Raw genomic sequence first — 23,297 nt, forward strand, 5'->3', positions numbered from 1 at the left:
CGTTTGATCTGGGCGGTGTGCCGTGCCCCAATGCCCGCGCATACCCGCCCACGGCGAGAAAGACCCAAAGATGACCCCCAGCGAATCCCCGGCTGGCGCAACGCCCCACCGAATCGACGGCCTGCAATACGCCAACTGGTCGGAAAAGATCTTCCGCCAGATGCGCGAGGGCGGTGTCGATGCCGTGCACGTCACCATCGCCTACCACGAGAATTTCCGCGAAACCGTCCTCAATATCGAGGCCTGGAACCGCCGCTTCGAACAGCACCCCGATCTCATCTTCCACGGCCTGACCGGCGACGACGTCCGCCTTGCGAAGGAAACCGGCCGCACCGCCATCTTCTTCGGCTTCCAGACCCCGGCCCCCATCGAGGACGATATCGGCCTCGTCGAGATCGTCCACACCCTCGGCGCCCGCTTCATGCAGCTCACCTACAACAACCAGTCCCTCCTCGCCACGGGCTGCTACGAGGCCGAGGATCCCGGCATCACCCGCATGGGGCGTCAGGTCATCAGGGAGATGAACCGCGTGGGCCTCGTCATCGACATGAGCCATTCCGCCGACCGCTCCACCATCGAGGCCGCCGAGCTTTCCGAGCGCCCCATCGCCATCACCCACGCCAACCCCCACCGCTGGCAGCCCGCGCTGCGCAACAAGCGCGACGAGGTGATCCGCGCGGTCACCGAAAACGGCGGCATGATGGGCTTCTCCCTCTATCCCCATCACCTCAAGGACAAATCCGACTGCACGCTCGACAGCTTCTGCGCCATGGTCGCCGACATGGCCGACCGCTTCGGCATCGAGCATTTCGGCATCGGCTCCGACCTCTGCCAGGATCAGCCCGACAGCGTCGTCGACTGGATGCGCTCCGGCCGCTGGACCAAGGAAACCGACTACGGCGAGGGCTCCGCCGCCGCCCCCGGCTTCCCCCCGCAACCCGCATGGTTCCGTGACAACCGCGATTTCGCTAGTATCGAGCAAGGATTGCGCAACAAAGGCTTTGACGACGGGGAAACAGCGGCCCTTCTGGGGGAGAACTGGCTGCGCTTTTTCGATCAGAACTTCGGGCCCGGCGCCAAGCGAAAGACCTGAACAATGGCCGAGGCCGAAACGCCCACCATATCGTGCCGCCCGCCCGACACGGTCATGAAACTGGCCCGGCTCGGCGCGTTCCACCAGACCCGCCTGTCCTTCATGCGCCAGCTCCTGCGCCGCATGAAGGCCGAGCAATGGCGGTTCGAGGAACGGGTTTTCGATATAGATGCCAAGGGCATAGGCCATGCAGTTTACGTGGCGCACACGCCCGCCCGCAGCTACTCCCTCATCGCCTTCTCCCACGACCTGCCCGCCGACCAGCGCTCCGACCGGGTGATCGCCACCGCGTGGGATGCGACCTTCACCCTCTTCGACGGCATCCCCGACGAGGCCGACATCGCCCGCCTCGCCGACAACGTCCCCCGGCAGGAGGCCGGCCGCATCTCCGAGCGCGAGCTTTCGCTCTCCCGCGCCAACCGCTCGGTCCGGCTGTGGGACTACGTGGTGGACCGCCTCGCCGCCGGAAAACAGCCCGATGCGCGGAAAATCGCCGAAGTCGGCTATCTCATGCGCACCACCGCCGTCTACGGCTCCGGCAAGTTCGGCGCCGCCGACCGCGCCGCGCTGGCCGACCGGCCCGAGTTCCAGGCGCCGTTCCAGGTCGAGATGCTGTCGGTCTACCTCACCCGCGCCTTCGTCATGGACCTGGTCGAGCACATGGCCCGCGCCCGCGCGCCCGGTCAGGCCCTCGCCCTCGACCCGGTGCTGCGCCGCCGCTTCGGCATCGGCAATTCCACCGGGCTCGGCATGGCGCCCTTCCTGATCACCCACCCCGCGCTCCTCAACAACTGGGTCGCCGCCCGGGAAGAGGCGCTCCGCCGCGTCCGCGCCCTCCCCGAGGCGCCGCGCGCCACCGTCACCGCTTTCCGCCAGACCGCCGCCCGCGCCCGCATCCACGCCCATGGCTGGCGCTCCGAGCATCCCGGCCAGCAGGCCAAGCTGGAAGACCTCCGCGCCGACATGCTGGCGCTGACCGAACATCTCGCCATCGCCGACATGACCGCCCCCTACCCGTGGGACCGCCTCTGGCGCTGGGGCGAGGCCACGCTTTCCCTCGAAGGACAGGAACAGCTCGTCTCGCTCCTGCTCGAACCCCATGGCGATCTGGTCGACGACCTCTGCGAGACCATGAGCGCCGACGAGGATGAAAACTGGCGCATCGACGGCGCCATGCCCCTCGCCGATCTCCGCGCCATCATCGAGGACGTCTACGGCTGGGCATTGGCCATCGACTGGAGCGCAAGGCCCGCGCAGGCCCGCATCTGGTACACCTCCGAAGAAAAGCTCGAACCCCGCATGGGCGAACGGTTCGAGGAACCCCTCAACCCCTATGAACAGCCCCTCTGCCCGGGGCGCGACGCCGCCCTGATGCACATCGCCCTCACCGCCTCCGACGCGCCCACCGTGGCCGAGTTCCTGCTCAAGCACCCCGAGCACCGCCACATCGCCCGCCGCGCCCAGATCGCCGCGCAACTCGCCTATGCCGAGATCCGCGACAACACGATCGACGCCTCGGTCATGCCCATCGACATGCTGCGGATGAAGCTCAGCTTCTTCGGCGCCTGCCATTTCGACCCGCGCTCCGACCGCTGGGTACGCATCAACATGTACCAGAACGCCCCCTTCCCCGAGGACCTCGCCCGTAACGCCGCCGATGACTGGACCCTGCCGCGCCTGCCCGAGGTCGGCGAGTGAGCTGGTCGCTGAACGAGATCGAGGCGCTTTCGCGCAAGGCCGCCCGGGGCGGCGGGATGGATTGGGGACTGGCCGAGGAAACCGGCAAGGCCGTCCGCTGGCTCTGCGCCGCGGGCTGGCCGGGGGCGGAAACGCTGGCCGCGCTGCTGCTGGCGCAGGACGGCGTCACATGGGACGCCGTCCGCCCCCGCACCGACGCCGAGCCGTGGGCCGCCCGCGACGGCCTGCTCTGCCCCTCCGCCGCCGGCGCCGCGCTCACCGACCGCGCCCGCGACCTCGCAGACGGCCGCACCATCACCATGGCCGCCACCGCCCGCCCGCTCCTCCTCGTCCCCTACACCGCATGGGCCGCCGACCTCGCCGGCCGCCCGCTCTTCATCCGCTGGCCCGGCGTCACCGTCACCTGCGGCGGCGACGGCGTCTTCGCCGACATCGCCGACCCGGCCGCGCTCACCGCCAGCCGCACCGAAACGCTCGCAATCGGCCCCGCCGACCCCGCCAGCGGCCAGCCCCTCCCCCGCGCCCATCGCGGCGACCTCCCCGCGGGCGCGGTCGAAACCCTCGCCGCCTTCGCCCACCGCACCTACGCGCCGGGCACCCCCGAAAGCCGCGCCTCCGGCGCCGGCGCGGGTCTCACCGACAACGACTGAGCCCGCACCTTTCACGCCTTGGTGATCCCCCTCGCGCGAATCGGCGAAACATGCGACAATTGGCCACTAACTCCTTGGAATGGCGGGCCGAAACCGGCGCCGCCGGCACCCGTCCGGGACGGGTCTGACCGTTCCGGCACCCGATCGGGAGGTCGAACATGGTCAAGACAATCGGAAACCCCCTCACATGGCTCGCCCAGGGCGCCTCCGGCACCGGCCGCGCCATGGGCAGCGCCGCCGACGCCCTCGGCAGCGAACTCACCGAGATCCCGGAAACCAACATCCTCACCACCGCCGACATCCGCGCGGCCCTCTCCGCCGGCTTCGACGATTTCTCGCGCTATCGCACCGACGTGATGTTCATCGTGCTGATCTACCCCGTCATCGGCCTCGCCCTTTCGGTCATGGCCTTCAACGAGGCGCTGCTGCCGATGATCTTCCCCCTCGCGGCGGGCTTCCTGCTGCTGGGGCCGGTGGCCGCCATCGGCCTCTACCAGATGAGCCGCAAGGCCGAGACCCAGGCCAACGTCAACTGGAGCACCGCGCTCACCGTCCTGCAGGCCCGCAATATCGGCCCGGTGCTGGCCATGGCCCTCTACCTGCTGGCGATCTTCGTGGCCTGGATGTTCACCGCGCTGCAGATCTACGGCTGGACACTCGGCCCCGAACCGCCCGCCTCCGCCAATGCCTTCCTGGCCGACGTGTTCACCACCTCCGCCGGCTGGACGATGATCGTCACCGGCATGGCCGTGGGCTTCGTCTTCGCGGCGATCGTGCTGGTCATCAGCCTGATATCGCTCCCCATGCTGATCGACCGGCACGTAGGCGTGCCCATCGCGGTCGCCACCTCGCTTCAGGTCGCCCGGGAAAACCCGGTCACCGTCGCGCTCTGGGGCGCTGTCGTCGCCGCCCTGATGCTTCTGGGCACGCTGCCGCTCTTCCTCGGGCTGATCGTCGTCCTGCCGGTGCTGGGCCACGCCACCTGGCACCTCTACCGCGCCGCCGTCCCGCGCGACATCTGACCGGCTCGGAAGGCCTTCCGCTTTCCGCCCGCAGCCCGTAGCCTCCCCCGGAAACCGGGGGAGGCACCCATGCGCGCCACGAGAATGATCACCGCCGTCGAGGCCCATGCCGAGGGCGAGCCCGGCCGCGTCATCACCTCCGGCGCCCCGCCCCTGCCCGGCGCCACCGTCTTCGAACAGATGCAATACTTGCAAGCTCATGCCGACGACCTGCGCCTCCTGATGCTCCGCGAACCCCGCGGCCAGCCGGCGCTCTGCTGCAACCTCCTCGTGCCGCCCTGCCACCCGGACGCCGACGCCGGCTTCATCATCATGGAGCAGACGGAATACCCGCCCATGTCCGGCTCCAACACCATCTGCGTGACCACCGTGCTGCTGGAAACCGGCATCCTGCCGATGACGGAGCCCATGACCGAGCTCACCCTAGAGGCCCCCGCCGGCCTGATCCGCGTCCGCGCCGACTGCCATGACGGCAAGGTCACCCGCGTCACCTACCGCAACGTGCCGGCCTTCGCCCTCCACCTCGACGCCCCGCTCGACGTGCCCGACCTCGGGCCGATCACCGTCGATATCGCCTGGGGCGGCATGTTCTACGTGCTGGCGGATGCCGACACGCTCGGCATCTCCCTCGACGCCTCGAACGGTGCCGAGATCGTCCGCACCTCCGAACGCATCCTCGCCGCTGCCCGTCAGCAACTCCCCGTCTCCCACCCGGAAAACCCCGCCATCACCGGCCCCACCATCACCAACCTCACCGGCGCAACCACCACGCCGGGCACCCACGCAAGGCAGGCCGTCACCGTCTCCTCCGGCGGCTACGACCCGGCCCGCCCCCATGCACTGCCGGGCGTGCTCGACCGCTCCCCCTGCGGCACCGGCCTCTGCGCCCGCATGGCGGTGGCCCACGCCCGCGGCCAGCTTATCCCGCACGAGGATTTCATCACCGAAGGCCCCCTCGGCACCACCTTCACCGGCCGCATCGAGGAGATCACCACCGTCGCCGGCCACCCCGCCATCCTCCCCTCCATCTCGGGCCAGGGCTGGATCTCCGGCACCACCCAGCATCTCCTCGACCCCACCGACCCCTTCCCCCAAGGCTACACCATCGGCGACATCTGGGCCTGACTTAACCCACCGAAATCTTTAAAAGATTTCGGACAGTTTTCTTTTCAAGAAAACGCCCCCACCCCCCAGAATCGCCCCGAAATCGACCCAATCCCGTCGACCCCACGCCCATTTCCCCCGTCATACCCTGCCCCCGAGGCAGTCATGAGGGTGGCGGAATGACCATGCAGACGGATATCCTGGCCGGCAGATCGGCCATCGGCCCGGCGCTCTGGCGCATCCGGCTGCTGATCGGGCTGGTCGCGCTGCATTTCCTCGGCGTCTACTCGGCCTGCCTGCTCCTCGGCCACCCGTTCGGCTCGGGCACCGCGACGACGCTGATCAGCCTGCTGCAACTGCAGGTGCCGCTCTTCCTGGTGATCCTGCTTTTCTGGCGCTTCGGCTGGATGATCGTCAAAGTCCGCCCCCGGCGCCCCATCGCGTGGTTCGCAACCGACCTGCGCGAGATCCTCCTCGACCGCGACCGCATCTTCACCGGCGCCTTCGCCTTCCTCGCCATGTGCCTCTTCGCCGGCAGCTTCACGGTGGGCAAGGACCTGATCCCGCTGATCAACCCGTTCTCGTGGGATCCCACCTTCGCCTGGCTCGACCGCGCGCTCCACGGCGGCACCGACCCGTGGCACTTGCTCTTCCACCTCACCGGCACGCCCGCCATCACCACGGCGATCAACGCGGCCTATCACCTCTGGCTGATGCTGGCCTATTTCCTGATCTTCGTGGCCTGCTTCAACGTCTCGCGCCATGACAAGCACCGCCACTACCTCGTGGCCGACGTGCTCTGCTGGGTGATCGGCGGCAACATCCTCGCCACGCTCTTCTCCTCCGTCGGCCCGGTCTATTACGAGGCCTTCGGCTACGGCGCGGATTTCGTGCCCCTGATGGACACGCTCCGCGCCTTCAACGAGGTCAGCCCGGTCTGGGCGCTTGACCTGCAGGAGATGCTGCTCGACGGTTACATGAATGACGGCCCGGTCCGGGGCATCTCGGCCATGCCGTCCATGCACGTGGCCTCGACCGTGACGATGACGCTCTACGCCTTCTCGGTCTCCCGCGTCTTCGGCTGGATCATGACCGGCTTTGCGGCGCTGATCCTGGTGGGCTCGGTCCAGCTCGGCTGGCACTACGCCATCGACGGGTACTTTTCCATCGCCCTGTCGCTCGGCTGCTGGGCCCTCGCCCGTCGCCTGCTGCGCGGCTTCGGCTGATGCCCTAGCGCAGCCGCACGAACCCCACCCGCCAGTCGAACGGGTCATCCGGATGGCGCCGCTCGCCGCGCCCCTGGTTGTCCTGGAACCACGCCTCGTATTCGCCCATCCGGCGCTCGATCCCGATATCCTCGAGGAAATGGCCCCCATTGCCGAAGGCAAAGGCAAAGAACCGCAGGACGAGATCCCCCTCTCCCGTCTCCGCCCTGAGCGCAGGGTCGGGAAAGGACGGGTTGCGCACCGTCGCCGTACCGAACCCGCCATCGTTGCGCGCATAGGATTGCGCCACATCCCCGGCGCCCGCCACCGCACCGGCCGGCAGATAGGCGTATTGCACCTCGACGGCATAGGCGAAATCGTCGTCGCGGAAATCCACCCGCAGCTCCGGTGCGGTCGCGGTGCCGGTCACCGGCCCCACCGCGAACCGCCGCACATGCCCGTCATTCCCGTCACGGCGCAGGTCGAACCCCGCCAGAACCATCACCTCCCCGGCCGCTTTCGGCGCCAGCCCGATGCGGCAGGCCCCCCGGCAGTCCGCCTGCGCGCTCCGCAGCACCACCCCCTCGGGCAGCGGCACCAGCCAGACGAACCCGTCGGCGAAATCCTCGCCATTGTGGTCGGCCAGCGCGAAACTCAGCGACCCGTCCTGCTGCAAGACCTTCACATGCCGGATCTTGTGCCCGCCCCGCGTGTTGAACCGCCACCCCTGCAGGCCGTAGACCCGATCGGCCCGGTAACAGCCCTCGGGCACCGCCCGGCTGACCCCGCCGACCCGGCCGCCCAGCACGCTGCGATGCAGGGTCGCGTCGCCATCCGGGGCGTCGAGATACACCCGGCACGCCGCTCCGAAGGCGGGCGAGGCCCGGCACGCCGCATGCTCGCACGGCGCCTCCTGCGCCACGACAGGCTGCGCCATAGCGAGCCCGGCCAGGAAAACAAGATATCGAAGGAACATGCGCCCGCCCTTTCCGCGAAAGCGCCCCGACCCACCGCAGCATAGCACGCCCCGGTCGCATCCCGCCCGGCCCCGGCCTCGCCGGCCCGCCATAGGCAAGCTTCAGCCGACATCCTGCAAGCGTGCCGGGCCGGGCTGAAGCCCGGCCTGCGGGGCAAGCCGGATGCGTCGGTTCGCGTGAGTTCACGTAGGCCGGGCTTCAGCCCGGCACCACCGGCACCACCGGCACCACCGCCCCTACCGACCCCGCTCGACGGGCGTTCACCCCGCCACGACCTCCTGCAACCGCGCCACGTACCGTGCCAGCGTGTCGATCTCGAGGTTCACCCGGTCGCCGACCTTCACGTCGCCCCAGGTCGTCACCACCTTGGTATGCGGGATGAAGTTGATGCCGAAATCGCGCCCCGCCACCTCGTTTACCGTCAAGGACGTGCCGTTCAGCGCCACCGAGCCCTTGGGCGCGATGAACCGCTCCAGCCCCTCGGGCGCCCGAAGCGTCACCCGCGTGCTGTCGCCCTCGTCGTGCAGCTCGACCACCTCGGCGATCCCGTCGACATGGCCCGACACGATATGCCCGCCCAGCTCGTCGCCCACCTTCAGCGCGCGCTCCAGGTTCACCCGTTTCCCCTCGGCCCAGCTATCGAGGTTGGTCTTCGACACCGTCTCGGCCGAGATATCCACGTCGAACCAGCCCTCGCCCTTGCCCACCACCGTCAGGCACACCCCGTCACAGCAGATCGAGGCGCCCATGTCGACCCGGGCCATGTCATAGCGCGTGCCGATCCGGGCGCGCAGGTCGCCGCGCTGCTCGGTCCGTTGCACCTCGCCCACATCCGTGATGATCCCCGTGAACATGCGCCGCCTCCTTTGGCCCTGGTCCCGCCTGCACCTACCGCCCGGCGGGCCGGCGGACAAGTCCGCACACCGATTAAGACTTAATTTCGCCCCACTCCCATACTAATAATCACGCGAACAAGGTAGTGGGTATGATGTGACCATGGTTTCGGGCAACGAACGGGTTTTCCTGTTTCTGCAAGGTCCGCACGGGCCGTTTTTCAGCAAGCTGGGCCGGATGATCCGGCGCACCGGCGCGGCCGTCTGGCGCGTCGGCTTCAACGCGGGCGACCGCGCCTTCTGGAAAGACGGAAAAAGCTACATCCCCTACACCCAACCCGCCGCCGAATGGCCCGACCGCTTCCGCCAGATCATCGCCGAAAAGGGCGTGACTGACCTCGTCCTCTACGGCGACATGCGCCCGATCCATGCCGAGGCCGTCGCGGCGGCCAAAAAGCTGGGCCTCACCGTGCATGTGTTCGAGGAGGGCTACATGCGCCCCTACTGGGTCACCTACGAACGAGGCGGCTCCAACGGCAATTCCCGGCTGATGGAGATGAGCGTCTCGCACATGCGCAAGGCGCTGGAAAACTCCGACATGGACACCGCCCTGCCCCCGGCCAGCTGGGGCGACATGCGCCAGCACATCTTCTACGGCGCCGCCTACCACGGCTGCGTGCTGCTGCTGAACCGTCGCTACCGCGGCTTCCGGCCCCACCGCGCCATGACCGTCCGGCAGGAATTCGCCCTCTACCTCAAGCGCCTCCTGCTGATGCCCGCACAGGCCATCGAACGCCGCATCGCCACCCTGCGCATCCGCCATGGCGGCTTTCCCTACCACCTGGCGCTCCTGCAGCTCGAACACGATTCCTCGTTCCAGTCGCACTCCCCCTTCTCGACCATGTCCGAGTTTCTCGAAACCGTGGTCGAGGCCTTCGCCCAGGGCGCGCCGCAACACCACCACCTTGTCGTCAAGGCCCACCCGCTCGAAGACGGCCGCGTACCCATCCGCCGCGACCTGCGCCGCCTCGCCCGCCAGTACGGCATCCACGACCGCGTGCACTTCGTCCGCGGCGGCAAGCTCGCGCAGCTCCTCGACGAGGCCCGCAGCGCCGTCACCGTCAACTCCACCGCCGCCCAGCAGGTGCTCTGGCGCGGCATCCCGCTCAAGACCTTCGGCGACGCGGTCTATGCCAAGCCCGAGTTCGTCTCCACCAAGCCGCTGCGCGATTTCTTCCAGCTGGCCGAGCGCCCCGACCGCAAGGCCTATGCCGATTATCGCCGCTACCTCCTCGAAACCAGCCAGGTCGCGGGCGGCTTCTACTCCGCCTCCGGCCGCCGCCAGCTGCTGCGTCAGGCCGTCGACATGATACTCATCCCCGAGGACCCCTACGAGGCGCTCGAGTCCGGAACCGCGGCCCCGAGGCAACAGTTGCGGGTCGTCACCTGACGGGCACAACTTCTAGCGCTGGATTTTTCCTCCGGATTCCGTTAGCTTGGACGAAAAACCTGAGGCAGAATAATAATAGGTCGAGGAGACCGAGCAGTGAAAACCCGTTCAACCCGCTGGGCGAGAACCGTCGCCCTGACTCTCGTTGTTGCGATGGTGGCCTCCTGTGGCCTGCCGCGCGTCGGTCCCAACAAGCGTGAAATCTACGCCGGCTCGGTCCAGCGGCAGGGCGATGCCTTCGTCGTCGCCGTGAACGACCGCGTCACCCGCGCCACCGCCGTCCAGCCCGCCCTCGGCTTCACCGAGGACTTCAAGCGCGCCGGCCTCGTCGGCTCCGACACGATCCGCCCGGGCGATACGCTCGGCATCACCGTGTGGGAAAACGTCGAGGACGGCCTGCTCGTCAACGAGGGCGTCTCCGCCGCCGTGCTCGACGAGGTGCAGGTCGACGGCGCCGGCTTCATCTTCATCCCCTACGCCGGCCGCATCCGCGCCGCCGGCAACACGCCCGAGGCGATCCGCCGGATCATCACCCAGAAGCTCGACGTGCAGACCCCCGACCCCCAGGTCGAGGTGCGCCGCCTCGCCGGTGACGGGGCCACCGTCTCGCTGATCGGCTCGGTCGGCGCCCAGGGCGTCTACCCGATCGAACGGCCCACCCGCACGCTCTCGACCATGCTGGCCGCCGCCGGCGGCGTCACGGTCGAGCCCGAGGTGGCCCAGATCACCGTCATGCGCGGCGACCAGCGCTCCAAGGTCTGGTTCCAGGACCTCTTCAAGCATCCCGGCTTCGACATCGCCCTGCGCGGCGGCGACCGGATCCTGGTCGAGGAAGACACCCGCGCCTTCACCGCCCTCGGCGCCACCGGCGCCCAGGCCCGCCTGCCCTTCGACAGCCCGACCCTTTCCGCGGTCGAGGCCATTGCCCAGGTGGGCGGCCTGCAATCGTCGACCGCCGACCCGACGGGCGTCTTCATCCTGCGCAACGAGCCGGCGGAGATCGCCAACATGGTGCTCGGCCGCAACGACCTGATCGGCGCCCAGCGCATGGTCTACGTGCTCGACCTGACCCGCCCCAACGGCATGTTCATGGCCCGCGACTTCGCGGTGCGCGACGATGACACGATCTACGTGACCGAGGCGCCCTTCGCCCAGTGGAGCAAGGTGATCTCGGCCCTGACCGGCTCGCTCGGCTCGATCGGGTCCGTGGCCACGGCGGTCGATACGCTCGGCGGATCGTGACACCAGACCAGAACGACGGCAAACCCGCCGGCCATGCAGGTGACCGGCGGGTTTTCTATTTTAATGCCGGCTTCTTCCGCCAGGCCCGCGTCCGCCGGATCATGGAACTGACAGGCTACCCGCTCCGCCTTGGCAAGCCCGGCCCCGACGACCTCATCGCCGTCTGGGGCCACTCCCCCTACGCCACCCGGGGCGAGAAAATCGCCGAAGCCACCGGCGCCGGCCTCATCCGGGTCGAGGACATCTTCCTCCGCTCCCTCTTTCCCGGCCGCAGCGGCGAACCGCCGCTCGGCCTCGCCATCGACAGCCAGGGCGTCCATTTCAACCCCAACACCCCCTCCGACCTCGAAACCCTGCTGGCGACCCACCCGCTCGACGACACCGTGCTGATGGACCGCGCCCGCGGCGCCATCGCCCGCATCCACGAGGCGCATCTCACCAAGTATACCGGCTTCGACGCCGACCACCCCGTGCCCGAGCCCGGCTACGTCCTCGTCATCGACCAGACCAAGGGCGACGCCAGCGTCACCCACGGCAACGCCGACGCCAACACCTTCCGCGAAATGCTCTATTACGCGCAGGAGGAGAACCCCGGCGCCCGCATCCTGGTCAAGATCCATCCCGAAACCCAGCACGCCCACCGCGACGGCTATTTCTCCGGCGAAGACGAATCCGGGCGCGTCCGGCTCTTCTCCGACGCGGTAAGCCCGTGGTCCCTGCTCGAGGGCGCCATCGCCGTCTACACCGTCTCCTCGCAACTGGGCTTCGAGGCGATCTTCGCCGGCCACCGCCCCAAGGTCTTCGGCCAGCCCTTCTATGCCGGCTGGGGCCTCACCGAAGACCGCCACCCGCTCAATCTCCCCCGCCGCGGACGCCGCCTCTCCAAGGCGCAACTCTTCGCCGCGACGATGATCCTCTACCCGCACTGGTACGACCCTTACCGCGACCGGTTGGGCTCGCTGGAAGAGGCCATATCGGCGCTCGAGGCCCAAACCCGCGCCTGGCGCGAAGACCGCCACGGCTGGGCCGCCTACGCCATGCGCCTGTGGAAACGCAAACCCCTGCAACGCTTCTTCGGCCGGTTCGAGGCCCTGCGCTTCGCCGCCGACACCCTGCCCGCCGGGCCCCGCCCCGCCATGGTCTGGGCCTCGAAACCGCAGGTCGCCCCCGAAGGCGCGGTCCGCGTGGAAGACGGCTTCCTGCGCTCCCGCGGCCTCGGCGCCGACCTGATCCCGCCGCTATCCCTGGTCTGCGACGACCTCGGCATCTACTACGACCCGTCGCAGGAAAGCCGCCTCGAACGCCTCATCGCCCAGCGCGCCGAGCTGCGCCCCGACCAGCTCAAACGCGCCGAAACCCTCATCAAGACCCTCACCAAACAACGCCTCAGCAAATACAACCTCGGCGACACCGCCCCCGAGTTGCCGCAGGGCCACCTGATCCTCGTCCCCGGCCAGGTCGAAGACGACGCCTCCATCAAGCTCGGCGCGGGCGAGATCCACACCAACCTCGCCCTGCTGGAAAAGGCCCGCGCCGAGAACCCTGACGCGGTGATCCTCTACAAGCCCCACCCGGACGTCGAAGCGGGCCTGCGCACCGGCCACGTCGCCCAATCCGACCTCGACCGCCTCGCCGACATGGTCCTGCCCCGCACCAACCCGGCCGACCTGCTCGACCGCATCGACGAGGTCTGGACCATGACCTCGCTCATGGGTTTCGAGGCCCTCCTGCGCGGCGTCAAGGTCACCACCACCGGCGCGCCGTTCTACGCCGGCTGGGGTCTCACCCGCGACCTCGGCCGCGTCCCCGCCCGCCGCGCGGCCCGGCCGTCTCTCGAAGGCCTCGTCCACGCCACCCTCATCGACTACCCCCGCTACCACGACCCGGTCACCGACCTCCCCTGCCCGGTCGAAGTGGTGGCCGAGAGGCTGGCGGCGGGCACGGTGCCCCGGCCTTCCCGCGCCAACCGGGTTCTGGCGAAACTGCAGGGGGTGTTCGCCTCCTACGCGGGGTGGTGGCGGTAGGGCGCCCCCGCACAACGCCGAGAAGCCGCGCATCGTCGGGCCGCGGTGCGGCGAACCAACGCCGGTGGACGCCACTTTATCGCTGCCAAGCACATCCAACCTCACGACCTCGCACACCCCTCACCAAATCGCCGTGCCGGGGGGCGGCCCGGCGATGCGCGGCGGGCTTCGCCCTGGATTCCGCGCTAAAGCACCCCGTCTTTAACCTGAGACATATCCGGCAGCCTTGAAGTAGTTCCAGCACTCTTCGGTTGAGTAGAGGTCGCAGATGTCGGCGAGTGCGTTGAACATGTCGGTGAAGCTGCGCGCGCCGATCCGGCGCAGGTGTGCTTTGAGCTTGGAGAATGCCATTTCGATGGGGTTGAGGTCGGGACTGTAGGGCGGCAAGAATAGGAACCAGCATCCTGCCCTGCGCATCGCTTTTTCCGCTTCGGCGTTCTTGTGCGTGGCGAGATTGTCCAGAATGACCACGGTTCCAGGTGAGAGTTCCGGCACCAGCACCTTTTCGACGTAGGCGGTGAAGGCCGCGCCATCCATGGCCCCTTTTATCACCCAGGGTGCGATCATCGCATCGGCGCTCAACCCGGCGATGAAGGTCTGGGTGCCCCATGACCCGAACGGGGCGTCCATGATCAGGCGCTCTCCACATCGCGACCATCCCCGCTGTCTGGCCAGGTTTGTCTTCACGGATGTTTCGTCAATGAAGACAACGCGTTCCGGCTGCGCCATCACGGCCGGAATACGGTGCCTGAACCAGTCTTCGCGCTGCCGCCTTACCTTGGCACGGCGGCGCTCGGTGGCGACCAGTGACTTTTTTTGTATGTGTAGCCGAGCTTGCGAAGGAACTTTCCAATCGCGTTGGGATGCGCGCTGACGCCCGTCGCATCATACAGCGCCGCGCTCAGCTCAGGCATCGTTATATCGCCATCATGCTCGATGATTTCGGCAAAGAAGGACCGATGAGGGTCCAACTTGCCCTTGCCTTTCGGCCGGCCCTGAGGTGCAGCCGCCGCTCGGCCTGTCCGCCGGATCGCAAGCGCCCAGCGGGCTCCAGTGGCTGGCGACAGCTTCAAACGCAACGCCGCCGCGCGACCGCTCAACCCTTCCTCAATATATCGCTGAAACCGCGCCCGGAGCGCCGATGGCAAAGGTGCTGACATGATCCATCCTCCCAAACAGGATGAATCACAAAATCATGCGCGTGGGAATCGCCGCGATTCAGGTTAAAGGCGGAATGCTTTAGGCGCGTGTCGGCCACTTCCCCCACCACCCCCCTTGCCCGACAACCATCCGCCCGCGATACTCCCGCCATGAACCTCGACCGCCTCGACCACATCGTGCTCTGCGTCGCCGATATCGACGCCACGCTCGACTTCTACGAGCGCATCCTCGGCATGCAGCCCCGCGAGGAAAAACCGGGCAAGTGGTCGCTGCATTTCGGCCCGCACAAGATCAGCCTGCAGGACGCCGCGACCACCCCCGAACTGGCCCGCCGCACCGTCCCCGGCAGCGGCAATTTCTGCCTCCTCACCACCACCCCGATCGACCAGGTAATCGAAACCCTCACCGCCCACCGGGTCGCGATCGTCGAGGGCCCGGCCGAAAAGGCCGGCGCGACCGGCCCGATCCTCTCGGTCTACTTCCGCGACCCCGACCAGAACCTCGTCGAGATCAGCAACCCGCTCTGAGCCCCGACCCACATCTCGTGGATTACCCCACCGCACGCCACATTCACACCTGCCCGATACCGGCCCCGCACCGACGCGATACCGACGAAATACCGACGTGATACCGACGTCACGATCCCTTCAAAACAACGCCGTTAACCTTCGAATCGCCAACCTCCCGCATCGCCGCCACTTGCGCCGGTCCCAAACCGCGCGTAAACCGCCCCCGGACCAAGCCCAAGGATGCGCCCCATGCCCATTCTCGTCATGAAATTCGGCGGCACCTCCGTCGCCAACATCGACCGCATCCGCCGCGCCGCCAAGCGCGTGGGCGTCGAGGTGGCCAAGGGCTACGACGTCATCGTCATCGTCTCCGCCATGGCCGGCCGCACCAACGAACTCGTCGGCTGGGTCGACGAGATCTCGCCCTTCTACGACGCCCGCGAATACGACGCCGTCGTCAGCTCGGGCGAGAACATCACCGCCGGCCTCATGGCGCTGACCTTGCAGGAAATGGACGTCCCCGCCCGAAGCTGGCAGGGCTGGCAGGTGCCGCTCAAGACCACCTCCGCCCACTCCGCCGCCCGGATCGAGGAGATCCCCACCGACAACATCAACGCCAAGTTCTCAGAAGGGATGCGCGTCGCCGTTGTCGCCGGTTTTCAAGGGGTTAGCCCCGAAGGCCGCATCACCACCCTGGGCCGGGGCGGCTCCGACACCACGGCCGTGGCCTTCGCCGCGGCCTTCGATGCCGAGCGCTGCGACATCTACACCGATGTCGACGGCGTCTACACCACCGACCCCCGGATCACCTCCAAGGCCCGCAAGCTTGACAAGATCGCCTTCGAGGAGATGCTGGAGCTTGCCAGCCTCGGCGCCAAGGTGCTGCAAACCCGCTCGGTCGAACTGGCCATGCGTTACAATGTCAAACTGCGCGTTCTCAGCAGTTTCGAGGAACAGTCGGACACCGCGGGCACGCTGGTCTGTGCCGAGGAGGAAATCATGGAATCAAACGTCGTCAACGGCATCGCCTATTCCCGCGACGAGGCGAAGATGACCCTCGTCTCGGTCGCCGACCGCCCCGGCATCGCCGCGGCCATCTTCGGCCCCCTCTCGGATGCCGGCGTCAACGTCGACATGATCGTCCAGAACATCTCGGAGGAAGGCCGCACCGACATGACCTTCTCCTGCCCCGTGGGTCAGGTCACCCGCGCCGAAAAGGCCCTGCGCGAGGCCAAGACCCGCGGTGACATCAACTTCCACGACCTGATCGCCGATACCGAGGTGGCCAAGGTCTCCGCCGTAGGCATCGGCATGCGCAGCCAGTCCGGCGTCGCCGCCCGCATGTTCAAGACGCTCAGCGCCGAGGGAATAAACATCAAGGTGATTGCAACCTCCGAGATCAAGATTTCCGTGCTGATCGACCGGAAATATATGGAACTCGCGGTCCAGGCCCTGCATGATGCCTTCGGATTGGAAAAGGCGGCCTGACAGTCTCCAAGGGACATGACAGGGTCGGACCGCCACAAGGACAGGTCCCGCAAGGCGCATGACTGCACCGCAGGAACATCAGACCGACAGCCGGCAGATGCTCGGCCGCCTGCGCTCGGTGATGGCCGAGGACGCGGCCGGCCAGACGCGACTTGACCGGATCACCACGCTGATCGCCGAGGAAATGCACTGCGAGGTCTGCTCGATCTACCTCTTCCGCGACGAGGACACGCTCGAGCTCTGCGCCACCGAGGGCCTCAAGCCCGAGGCCGTGCACCAGACCCGGATGCGCCTTGGCGAGGGGCTGGTCGGCCGCATCGCCCGGCGCGGCCACATCATCAACACCGACGACGCCCCCGGCACCCGCGGCTTCCGCTACATGCCCGAAACCGGGGAAGAGGCCTATTGCTCCATGCTGGGCGTCCCCGTCCAGCGGCTGGGCGAAACCCTGGGCGTGCTGGTCGTCCAGTCGAAAGACGCCCGCATCTTCTCCGAGGAGGAGGTCTACGCCGTCGAGGTCGTCGCCATGGTGCTGGCCGAGATGGCCGAGCTCGGCGCCTTCGTCGGCGAAGGGGCGGCGATGAAGGCCCGCCACCAGCAGGCGGTGCTCTTCCACGGCGCCGCCGGCCAGGAAGGCGCGGCCCAGGGCCATGTCTGGCTGCACGAGCCGCGCGTCGTGGTCACCAACCCCATCGCCGACGACCCCCACCGCGAGATGGAGCGCCTCACCGCCGCCGTCGACGAACTCCGCGTCGGCGTCGACCGGATGCTGTCCAACGCCAAGACCGGCGACAGCGAACAGCTCCAGGTGCTCGAGGCCTACCGCATGTTCGCCAATTCCAAGGGCTGGATGCGCCGGATGGAGGAAGACATCTCCCGCGGCCTCTCGGCCGAGGCGGCGGTGGAAAAGGAACAATCCGCCGCCCGCGCCCGCATGTCCCAGGTGACCGACCCCTACCTGCGCGACCGGCTGCACGACCTCGACGACCTGTCGAACCGCCTGCTGCGCATCCTCACCGGGCAGGGCAATGAAACCGGCGCGGAAATGCCCCCCGACCCGATCCTCATCGCCCGCAATATCGGCCCCGGCGAGCTGCTCGACTACGGCCGCCGCCTCAAGGGCATCGTGCTCGAGGAAGGCTCCGTCGGCAGCCACGCCGCCATCGTCGCCCGGGCGCTGGCCATCCCCCTCGTCATCCATGCCGAGCGCATCACCACCGAGGCACTGAACGGCGACCTGATCCTTGTCGACGGCGACCAGGGCGTCGCCCACCTGCGCCCCGACGAGACCGTGGTGAACGCCTTCCGCGACAAGATGGCGATGGCCGCCAAGGCCCAGGAACGCTACGCCTCGATCCGCGACAAGCCTGCCGAGACGATCTGCGGCACGCGGATCGCGCTGCTGATGAACGCCGGCCTCATGGCCGATCTGCCCAGCCTCGACAGCTCCGGCGCCGAGGGGGTGGGCCTTTTCCGCACGGAACTGCAATTCCTGATCCGCAACCACATGCCCAAGCGGGCCGAGCTGAGCGAGCTCTACGCCCGGGTGATGGACGCCGCCCACGACAAGCGCGTCACCTTCCGCACGCTCGACATCGGCTCCGACAAGGTGCTGCCCTACATGACCGCCACGGACGAGCCCAACCCGGCGCTCGGCTGGCGGGCGGTGCGCGTGGGCCTCGACAAGCCCGGCGTCATGCGGATGCAGCTTCAGGCGCTCATCCGCGCCGCCAATGGCCGGCCGCTTTCCGTCATGTTCCCCTTCGTCGCCCAGCGCGAGGAATTCACCGCCGCCCGCGCCGAGATGGACAAGGCGATGGAACGCGAGCGCATCCTCGGCCACAACCTGCCCTCCTCGCTCGAGGTGGGCGCGATGCTGGAAACCCCGTCGCTCGCCTTCGCCCCCGACAGCTTCTACCGCGAGGTTGATTTCCTCTCGATCGGCGGCAACGACCTGAAACAGTTCTTCTTCGCCGCCGACCGCGAGAACGAGCTGGTCCGCAAGCGCTACGACACTTTGAACGTCAGCTTCCTGACCTTCCTCGAAGGCATCGTCGACCGCTGCAACCGTCTGGACACGCCCCTCTCCTTCTGTGGCGAGGATGCCGGCCGCCCGGTCGAGGCCGCCTGCATGGCCGCCATCGGCCTGCGCTCGCTCTCGATGCGCCCGGCCTCCATCGGGCCGGTCAAGTCGATCCTGCGGCGCACCGACCTCTCCGAACTCCGCGACGTGATCCACGAGGCGCGCGAGGCCGGCGTGCAATCCGTCCGCCCGCAGGTGATGGAGTACCTGCGCGGGAAGCTGTAGGCCCCGCCGGGAAGTTGCCGCTCGGTCTGCTTGGTTTTACAGATAGGTCATGAAACACGCCGACTGCGTCCCGAAAACCAAGTTCGACACGGCAGCCGTCGCCCGCGCAAAGGCGGTCGGGTTCCCGGCGCTCGACCCGGTCGTGCCAGACCTGCTTCCGTGGCTGAAAGACATGAACTGGCCGGTCGCCCCGGCTCTTGCCGAATTGCTCACGCAGGCCGGCCCGGTCATCATACCGTCCCTGCGCTCCGCGTTTGCCTCGGACGACGCCATCTGGAAATACTGGCTGCTTACGGAACTCTGCCCGCATCTTGCACCATCAACCTTGATCGTGCTGTCGCCGGACCTGAAACACCTGTCCATGCATCCCACCGAGGCCGAAAGGTCCGAACACGTCGATCAAGCGGCAAAGGCGCTGCCGGCATAGCGCCGAATGCCTCGGTCTGTGACTTTTCAGTCACCGCAAGAATAGGGGCCTCCGAATGGGACCAATACCACGGGTTGTACCCCCCGCCCCGAATGACTCGAAAACCGGTTCTTAACCATCTGATTCACAAACTGAATAATATCACCCGGCTTGAGGAACAAACCGTGTCCTGCTACCGTTCTTTCCAAGGCGCAACCATAGCGCCACCATTGAGGACGACAGCACCATGGCTCTTACGGGCACATCCCCCCATCCGTTAACCAATTGTTTACCACCGCTCCGCCGGCCGGCCTCCATGTCGCTGCCCGTGCCCGGCCCGGCCAGCCATCACGCCCCGGCCGACACCTCGGCCCTCGCCACCCTGCCGCGCCGCGAGCGGGTGGAACAGGCCTTCGCCGACATCCCCCTCACGCCCAACGAGCGCCGCGCCATCCAGGCCCTGCTCGACGCCCCCGACAGCACGGCCCCCGAGCTCGGCGCCGCCTGCGGCTGGCAGAACGCGGCCTGGCGCACCCAGATGATCCTGCTCTGCCAACGCCGCCGCCGGTATTTCTGGCCGAACGGCATGGGTGCCGACATCACCAACGGCGCCATCCTCGCCGCGCTGACCGAATACGATTCCGCCACCCTGCGCTTCAGCCCGCAACCGGACATCCTGCACATCCTCTACGAGGCGGTCGACGCCAGCTGACGTCAGGCCTTTTTCACCGGCACCTCGACCAGCTTGCGGAAATCCTCGATCAGCTCGCCATGCGGCTTGCCGGCGTCGATCGCCAGCCGCCGCAGGCCGAAATGCACATGCGCCATCTGCTGGTAATAACTGGTATAGGCATAATTCGTCGCCGCCCCCGCGGCGGCCCCCAGCACCGGCACGGTCTGCGCCGCCAACTTCTGGCCCAGCACCGTCGCCAGCCGCGGCGCGACCCTTGCAATCAACGACTTGATCGCCGTCCCGGTCACCGCCATCCGTGTGCTCAGGAACGCCAGGTCCGACCCGTCGTCATGGTCCAGCGGCCCGGCCGCGGCGAACACCTGGATACAGTCATACTGCACCCCCGGCTCGGCCGGATCGAACCCGTGCTCCACCGCCACGTCCTGGATCGTCCGCAGCAGCACCGTCACCGTCACCGGCAGTTCCGCCAGCGCCGTGGGCAGCCCGCCCATGCCGCCTGCCGCCCCCATCGCCGTGGTCAGCGCCCGGCCCATCCAGCTCGGGCTCACCTCGACCACGCCCCGCGACCGGTGCGCGGCCTCCATCGCCAGGGTCAGCGCCTGGTCCGTCCGCTCCGCCAGCTGGGTGCGCACGCCATTGGGCAGCCGGTTCAACAGCGTCTCCGCCTGCCCGCCGATCACGTTCAGCACCTGGATGCCCACGTTGCTCGCCCGCGCATGCCGCTGCGCCAGAACTTTCAGCCGCGCCTCCACGGCCTCCGGCGCAATCGGCGCTTCGAGAATTTCCATCCGCCACTCCTTCAAAGGCTACCCCATGAAGATCGGCGCAAACCCCCGCCGTTTCAAGCGCAGCGTGTCACCCGGCCGGTGATCCCGTCCCACGCGCCCTCGGCCAGCGCCACGCCCAGAACCCTTGCGGGATTGGTCGGCGGCGGCATCTCGACCCCCTCCAGCCGGTGAAACCCGAACCGCCCGTAATAGGGCTCGTCCCCCACCAGCATCGCCCGCTGCCAGCCCAGATCGCGCGCCCGGTCGAGGCTTTCGAGGATCAGGAAACCGCCCAGGCCCTCGCCCTGGTGCGTCGGGTGAACCGCCACCGGGCCCAACAGCAGCACCCGGCTCTCGCCCACCAGCACCGGCCAGAACCGGATCGCGCCCGCCACGATCCCCTCTTCCCGCGCCACCAGGCACAGCTCCGCCACGGGGGCCACGCCCTCGCGCAGCCGGTATGACGACAGCGCCTCGCGCCCCGGCGCGAAACACAGGTCGTAAAGTGCCTCGACCTCCCACCAGTCGTCGGAGGTTTCTTCTGTCAGTGAAATCACCGCCCGCCCCTCAAAAAACAGGTAGATAGTCGCGTATCACGCGGTTAGGGCTGGTTCAAACCGCAACTTCAGGCGGGGCGCAAGCCCCGCACAAGGGAGCCTCATGTTCTACAAACCCGAAGACGGCCACGGCCTGCCCCACAACCCGTTCAACGCCATCGTCACCCCCCGCCCCATCGGCTGGATCTCCACCCGCGGCAGCGACGGCTCGGAAAACCTCGCCCCCTATTCCTTCTTCAACGCCGTGGCCTACGTGCCGCCGCAGGTGATGTTCGCCTCCACCTCCGCCAAGGAGGACCGCGACGGCACCAAGGACAGTGTCGCCAACATCCGCGACACCGGGTTTTTCTGCGTCAACATCGTCGAATACGCCATGCGCGACGTGATGAACAAAACCTCCGGCCCGTGGGAGAAGGACGTCGACGAATTCGAGCTCGCCGGCATCGAACGCACAGACTGCGAAACCATTCCCTGCTCGCGCGTCGCCAACGCGCCCGCCTCCCTCGAATGCAAGCTGACCCAGATCGTGCAATTGCCCGGCGAGGCCAATTTCACCGTCTTCGGAGAGGTCACCGGCATCCACATGCGCGACGACTGCCTCGTCGACGGCATCTTCGACGTGCTCCGCTTCAACCCGCTGGCACGCATGGGCTACCGCGACTACACCGTGGTACGCGAGAAATTCGCGCTCAAACGCCCCGGGGAATGACCTCAACCGGGGTGTTTCGCGCGGATCGCGATGGCATGCATGAAATACCCCGCCCCGACCAGTTCGCCGGCAAACTCGCTGATCCCGTTTCTCGACAGGCCCAGGGCCATCGCCTCCTCGAAACGCGGGAGCGCGGCCTCGACGCCGGCCTCTTCCTGCAGCATCAATATGGCATCCAGCAGCACGGCCGAGGCGTTCGTCGCGTCCAGTTCCAGCGAATGATCGATCGCGCGTCGCGCCGCGGCCATGTCCTTCCTGTTGTACTCGATATAGCCCAGTAGCTCGTAATCGTAGGTATCGACCTCGTCGCCGGCGATGTTGCGGCCGATCTGAAGCGCCGCCTTCTCGTACTGGCCGTGATGCATCATCAGCTTGGCCCGCCAGTAGACGACGAAGATGTCCGGCCCCAGGATCTCCTCGGCCGAGGCCAGGTAGGCCAGCGCATCGCTGCCACGGCCAAGCTCCGACATGGCCCGCGCCCGCCAGATGTATCCCTCGTGCGTCTCCGGGGACGCCTCGACCAGGGCGTCGGCATCGCGGATCACCTGCCGGTATCGCTCCAGCACGAACAGCGATCCGATCCGCAGGTCGAGGAAATAGGCCCGGTCCATGTCGTCCTCCAGGGCCCGGCCGGTCTGTTCGATCACCTTCTCGTGCTCGCCCAGCGCCTTGTAGGACTTGGCCAGGCCGGCCAGCGCGTTCGCGTCCCACGGGGCCTCCTCGAGGAACGTGGCGAAGAGGTCGCGCGCCTCCTCGGCACGGTCCACCTCCAGAAGCCGCCATCCCTTCTCGCGCCGGGCCCAGTGATAGTCGGGGTTGATCGCCAGCGCCGCATCCAGGTAGGTCATCAACTCGTCGAAATCGATCTCGTCCAGGTCCCAAAGGCTCAGGCCCAGCCCGGCAAGCCCCGAGGCCGACGCGGAAATATCCAGCGCGCGGCGAAACTGCTCCGCGGCGGCCGCGTAATCCCCCTCGTCATGCAGCACCCAGCCAAGCCCGCGGATGGCCCTGTCCTCGTCCGGGTCGCGCGCCAGCGTCGCCTCGAAAACCGCCCGCGCCTCCTCCAGCCGGTCGGTTTCGTAATAGGCGAAGCCCAGCGACTCCTCCATCCTGGCAAGCTCTTCGGAGGTATGGCCCGACCCGGAAAGGGCGATACCGCAGATCTCGATCAGCCGCTCCGGCGTATCGGACGACCCGATGCAGACCGAGGCATGGGTCTCTTCCGAACTGTCGATAAGCGGGAAAGCCCCGGCCGGGGCGGCGCAAAGGGCCAGCAGAACACTTGAAACAACCGCAAAGCGCAACGGCGCCATGTGAAAAATCTCCGAACCTTCAATCAACCGGAAGCTTACCCGCGACCCGCACAAGATCAACCGCCTTGCACCGCTTGGGCGCCCACC

At 67.6% G+C, this 23,297-nt stretch carries 21 protein-coding genes; 15 read left to right on the forward strand and 6 right to left on the reverse strand.

Features of this window, described 5'->3' with window-relative positions; all coding sequences use genetic code 11:
* The first annotated feature begins 70 nt into the window (after positions 1-70).
* From ACO07J_RS13320 to ACO07J_RS13345, 6 genes are all read left to right on the forward strand, one after another.
* Positions 71-1,093, forward strand: a complete 1,023-nt coding sequence (locus ACO07J_RS13320) for a membrane dipeptidase (RefSeq protein ID WP_422029632.1) — start codon at positions 71-73, stop codon at positions 1,091-1,093.
* Positions 1,094-1,096: 3 nt separating this feature from the next.
* The gene (locus tag ACO07J_RS13325; protein ID WP_422029634.1) at positions 1,097-2,791 is read left to right on the forward strand and encodes a hypothetical protein; all 1,695 of its coding nucleotides are present in this window, start codon (positions 1,097-1,099) and stop codon (positions 2,789-2,791) included.
* Entirely contained in the window at positions 2,788-3,441 is a 654-nt protein-coding gene (locus ACO07J_RS13330) for a DUF3726 domain-containing protein (RefSeq protein ID WP_422029636.1), read from the forward strand. Before ACO07J_RS13325 ends, ACO07J_RS13330 begins: the two co-directional genes overlap by 4 nt.
* A gap of 158 nt (positions 3,442-3,599) precedes the next feature.
* Entirely contained in the window at positions 3,600-4,463 is an 864-nt protein-coding gene (locus tag ACO07J_RS13335) for a DUF2189 domain-containing protein (RefSeq protein WP_422029638.1), read from the forward strand.
* 69 nt (positions 4,464-4,532) lie between these two features.
* Complete coding sequence (locus ACO07J_RS13340) at positions 4,533-5,588, forward strand: proline racemase family protein (protein WP_422029640.1); 1,056 nt, start codon at positions 4,533-4,535, stop codon at positions 5,586-5,588.
* Between the two features lie 158 nt (positions 5,589-5,746).
* Complete coding sequence (locus tag ACO07J_RS13345) at positions 5,747-6,793, forward strand: phosphatase PAP2 family protein (protein ID WP_422029642.1); 1,047 nt, start codon at positions 5,747-5,749, stop codon at positions 6,791-6,793.
* A 4-nt stretch (positions 6,794-6,797) separates the two neighbouring features.
* Here the strand turns inward: ACO07J_RS13345 and ACO07J_RS13350 are convergent, their stop codons facing one another.
* Together ACO07J_RS13350 and ACO07J_RS13355 are read right to left on the reverse strand one after the other, a co-directional pair.
* Entirely contained in the window at positions 6,798-7,748 is a 951-nt protein-coding gene (locus ACO07J_RS13350; RefSeq protein WP_422029644.1) for a hypothetical protein, read from the reverse strand.
* 261 nt (positions 7,749-8,009) lie between these two features.
* Positions 8,010-8,603, reverse strand: coding sequence for a riboflavin synthase (locus ACO07J_RS13355; protein ID WP_422029646.1), 594 nt, complete (start codon positions 8,601-8,603; stop codon positions 8,010-8,012).
* Positions 8,604-8,745: 142 nt separating this feature from the next.
* Between ACO07J_RS13355 and ACO07J_RS13360 the strand changes: the two genes are divergently transcribed.
* The 3 genes from ACO07J_RS13360 (at position 8,746) to ACO07J_RS13370 (ending at position 13,298) form a co-directional block, all read left to right on the forward strand.
* Positions 8,746-10,032 (forward strand): capsule biosynthesis protein, encoded by a 1,287-nt coding sequence (locus ACO07J_RS13360; RefSeq protein ID WP_422029648.1) that lies wholly within the window; start codon positions 8,746-8,748, stop codon positions 10,030-10,032.
* Between the two features lie 153 nt (positions 10,033-10,185).
* On the forward strand, positions 10,186-11,274 hold the full coding sequence (locus ACO07J_RS13365; protein WP_422029784.1) for a polysaccharide biosynthesis/export family protein: 1,089 nt from the start codon (positions 10,186-10,188) through the stop codon (positions 11,272-11,274).
* A gap of 101 nt (positions 11,275-11,375) precedes the next feature.
* A complete protein-coding gene (locus ACO07J_RS13370; protein WP_422029786.1) occupies positions 11,376-13,298 on the forward strand; it encodes a capsular polysaccharide biosynthesis protein in 1,923 nt (640 codons plus the stop codon).
* Positions 13,299-13,499: 201 nt separating this feature from the next.
* Here ACO07J_RS13370 and ACO07J_RS13375 read toward each other — a convergent pair.
* A protein-coding gene (locus ACO07J_RS13375) for an IS630 family transposase (RefSeq protein ID WP_422029650.1) occupies positions 13,500-14,458 on the reverse strand; the annotation gives its coding sequence in 2 pieces (ribosomal slippage) (positions 13,500-14,114 and positions 14,117-14,458; 957 coding nt in all).
* A gap of 150 nt (positions 14,459-14,608) precedes the next feature.
* Here ACO07J_RS13375 and ACO07J_RS13380 point away from each other — a divergent pair.
* The 5 genes from ACO07J_RS13380 (at position 14,609) to ACO07J_RS13400 (ending at position 19,882) form a co-directional block, all read left to right on the forward strand.
* Positions 14,609-14,986: a VOC family protein gene (locus tag ACO07J_RS13380; RefSeq protein ID WP_422029652.1), complete on the forward strand. Its 378-nt coding sequence runs from the start codon at positions 14,609-14,611 to the stop codon at positions 14,984-14,986.
* A 231-nt stretch (positions 14,987-15,217) separates the two neighbouring features.
* Positions 15,218-16,456, forward strand: coding sequence for an aspartate kinase (locus ACO07J_RS13385; protein ID WP_422029654.1), 1,239 nt, complete (start codon positions 15,218-15,220; stop codon positions 16,454-16,456).
* A 58-nt stretch (positions 16,457-16,514) separates the two neighbouring features.
* Complete coding sequence (gene ptsP / locus ACO07J_RS13390) at positions 16,515-18,764, forward strand: phosphoenolpyruvate--protein phosphotransferase (protein ID WP_422029656.1); 2,250 nt, start codon at positions 16,515-16,517, stop codon at positions 18,762-18,764.
* A gap of 49 nt (positions 18,765-18,813) precedes the next feature.
* Positions 18,814-19,191 carry a DUF5071 domain-containing protein gene (locus ACO07J_RS13395; RefSeq protein ID WP_422029658.1) on the forward strand — a complete coding sequence of 126 codons (378 nt, stop codon included), beginning with the start codon at positions 18,814-18,816 and terminating at the stop codon, positions 19,189-19,191.
* Between the two features lie 295 nt (positions 19,192-19,486).
* On the forward strand, positions 19,487-19,882 hold the full coding sequence (locus ACO07J_RS13400; protein ID WP_422029660.1) for a hypothetical protein: 396 nt from the start codon (positions 19,487-19,489) through the stop codon (positions 19,880-19,882).
* Between the two features lie 2 nt (positions 19,883-19,884).
* Here the strand turns inward: ACO07J_RS13400 and ACO07J_RS13405 are convergent, their stop codons facing one another.
* A complete protein-coding gene (locus ACO07J_RS13405) occupies positions 19,885-20,652 on the reverse strand; it encodes an EcsC family protein (RefSeq protein ID WP_422029661.1) in 768 nt (255 codons plus the stop codon).
* 53 nt (positions 20,653-20,705) lie between these two features.
* Positions 20,706-21,188 (reverse strand): GNAT family N-acetyltransferase, encoded by a 483-nt coding sequence (locus ACO07J_RS13410; RefSeq protein WP_422029663.1) that lies wholly within the window; start codon positions 21,186-21,188, stop codon positions 20,706-20,708.
* Positions 21,189-21,291: 103 nt separating this feature from the next.
* Between ACO07J_RS13410 and ACO07J_RS13415 the strand changes: the two genes are divergently transcribed.
* Complete coding sequence (locus tag ACO07J_RS13415; protein ID WP_422029665.1) at positions 21,292-21,897, forward strand: flavin reductase family protein; 606 nt, start codon at positions 21,292-21,294, stop codon at positions 21,895-21,897.
* Between the two features lie 2 nt (positions 21,898-21,899).
* On the opposite strand, the gene ACO07J_RS13420 is transcribed toward ACO07J_RS13415, so the two are convergent.
* Positions 21,900-23,210, reverse strand: coding sequence for a tetratricopeptide repeat protein (locus tag ACO07J_RS13420; RefSeq protein ID WP_422029667.1), 1,311 nt, complete (start codon positions 23,208-23,210; stop codon positions 21,900-21,902).
* Between the last annotated feature and the right edge of the window lie 87 nt (positions 23,211-23,297).

This window comes from Roseovarius sp., assembly GCF_965228755.1.
Classification (GTDB): Bacteria; Pseudomonadota; Alphaproteobacteria; order Rhodobacterales; family Rhodobacteraceae; genus Roseovarius.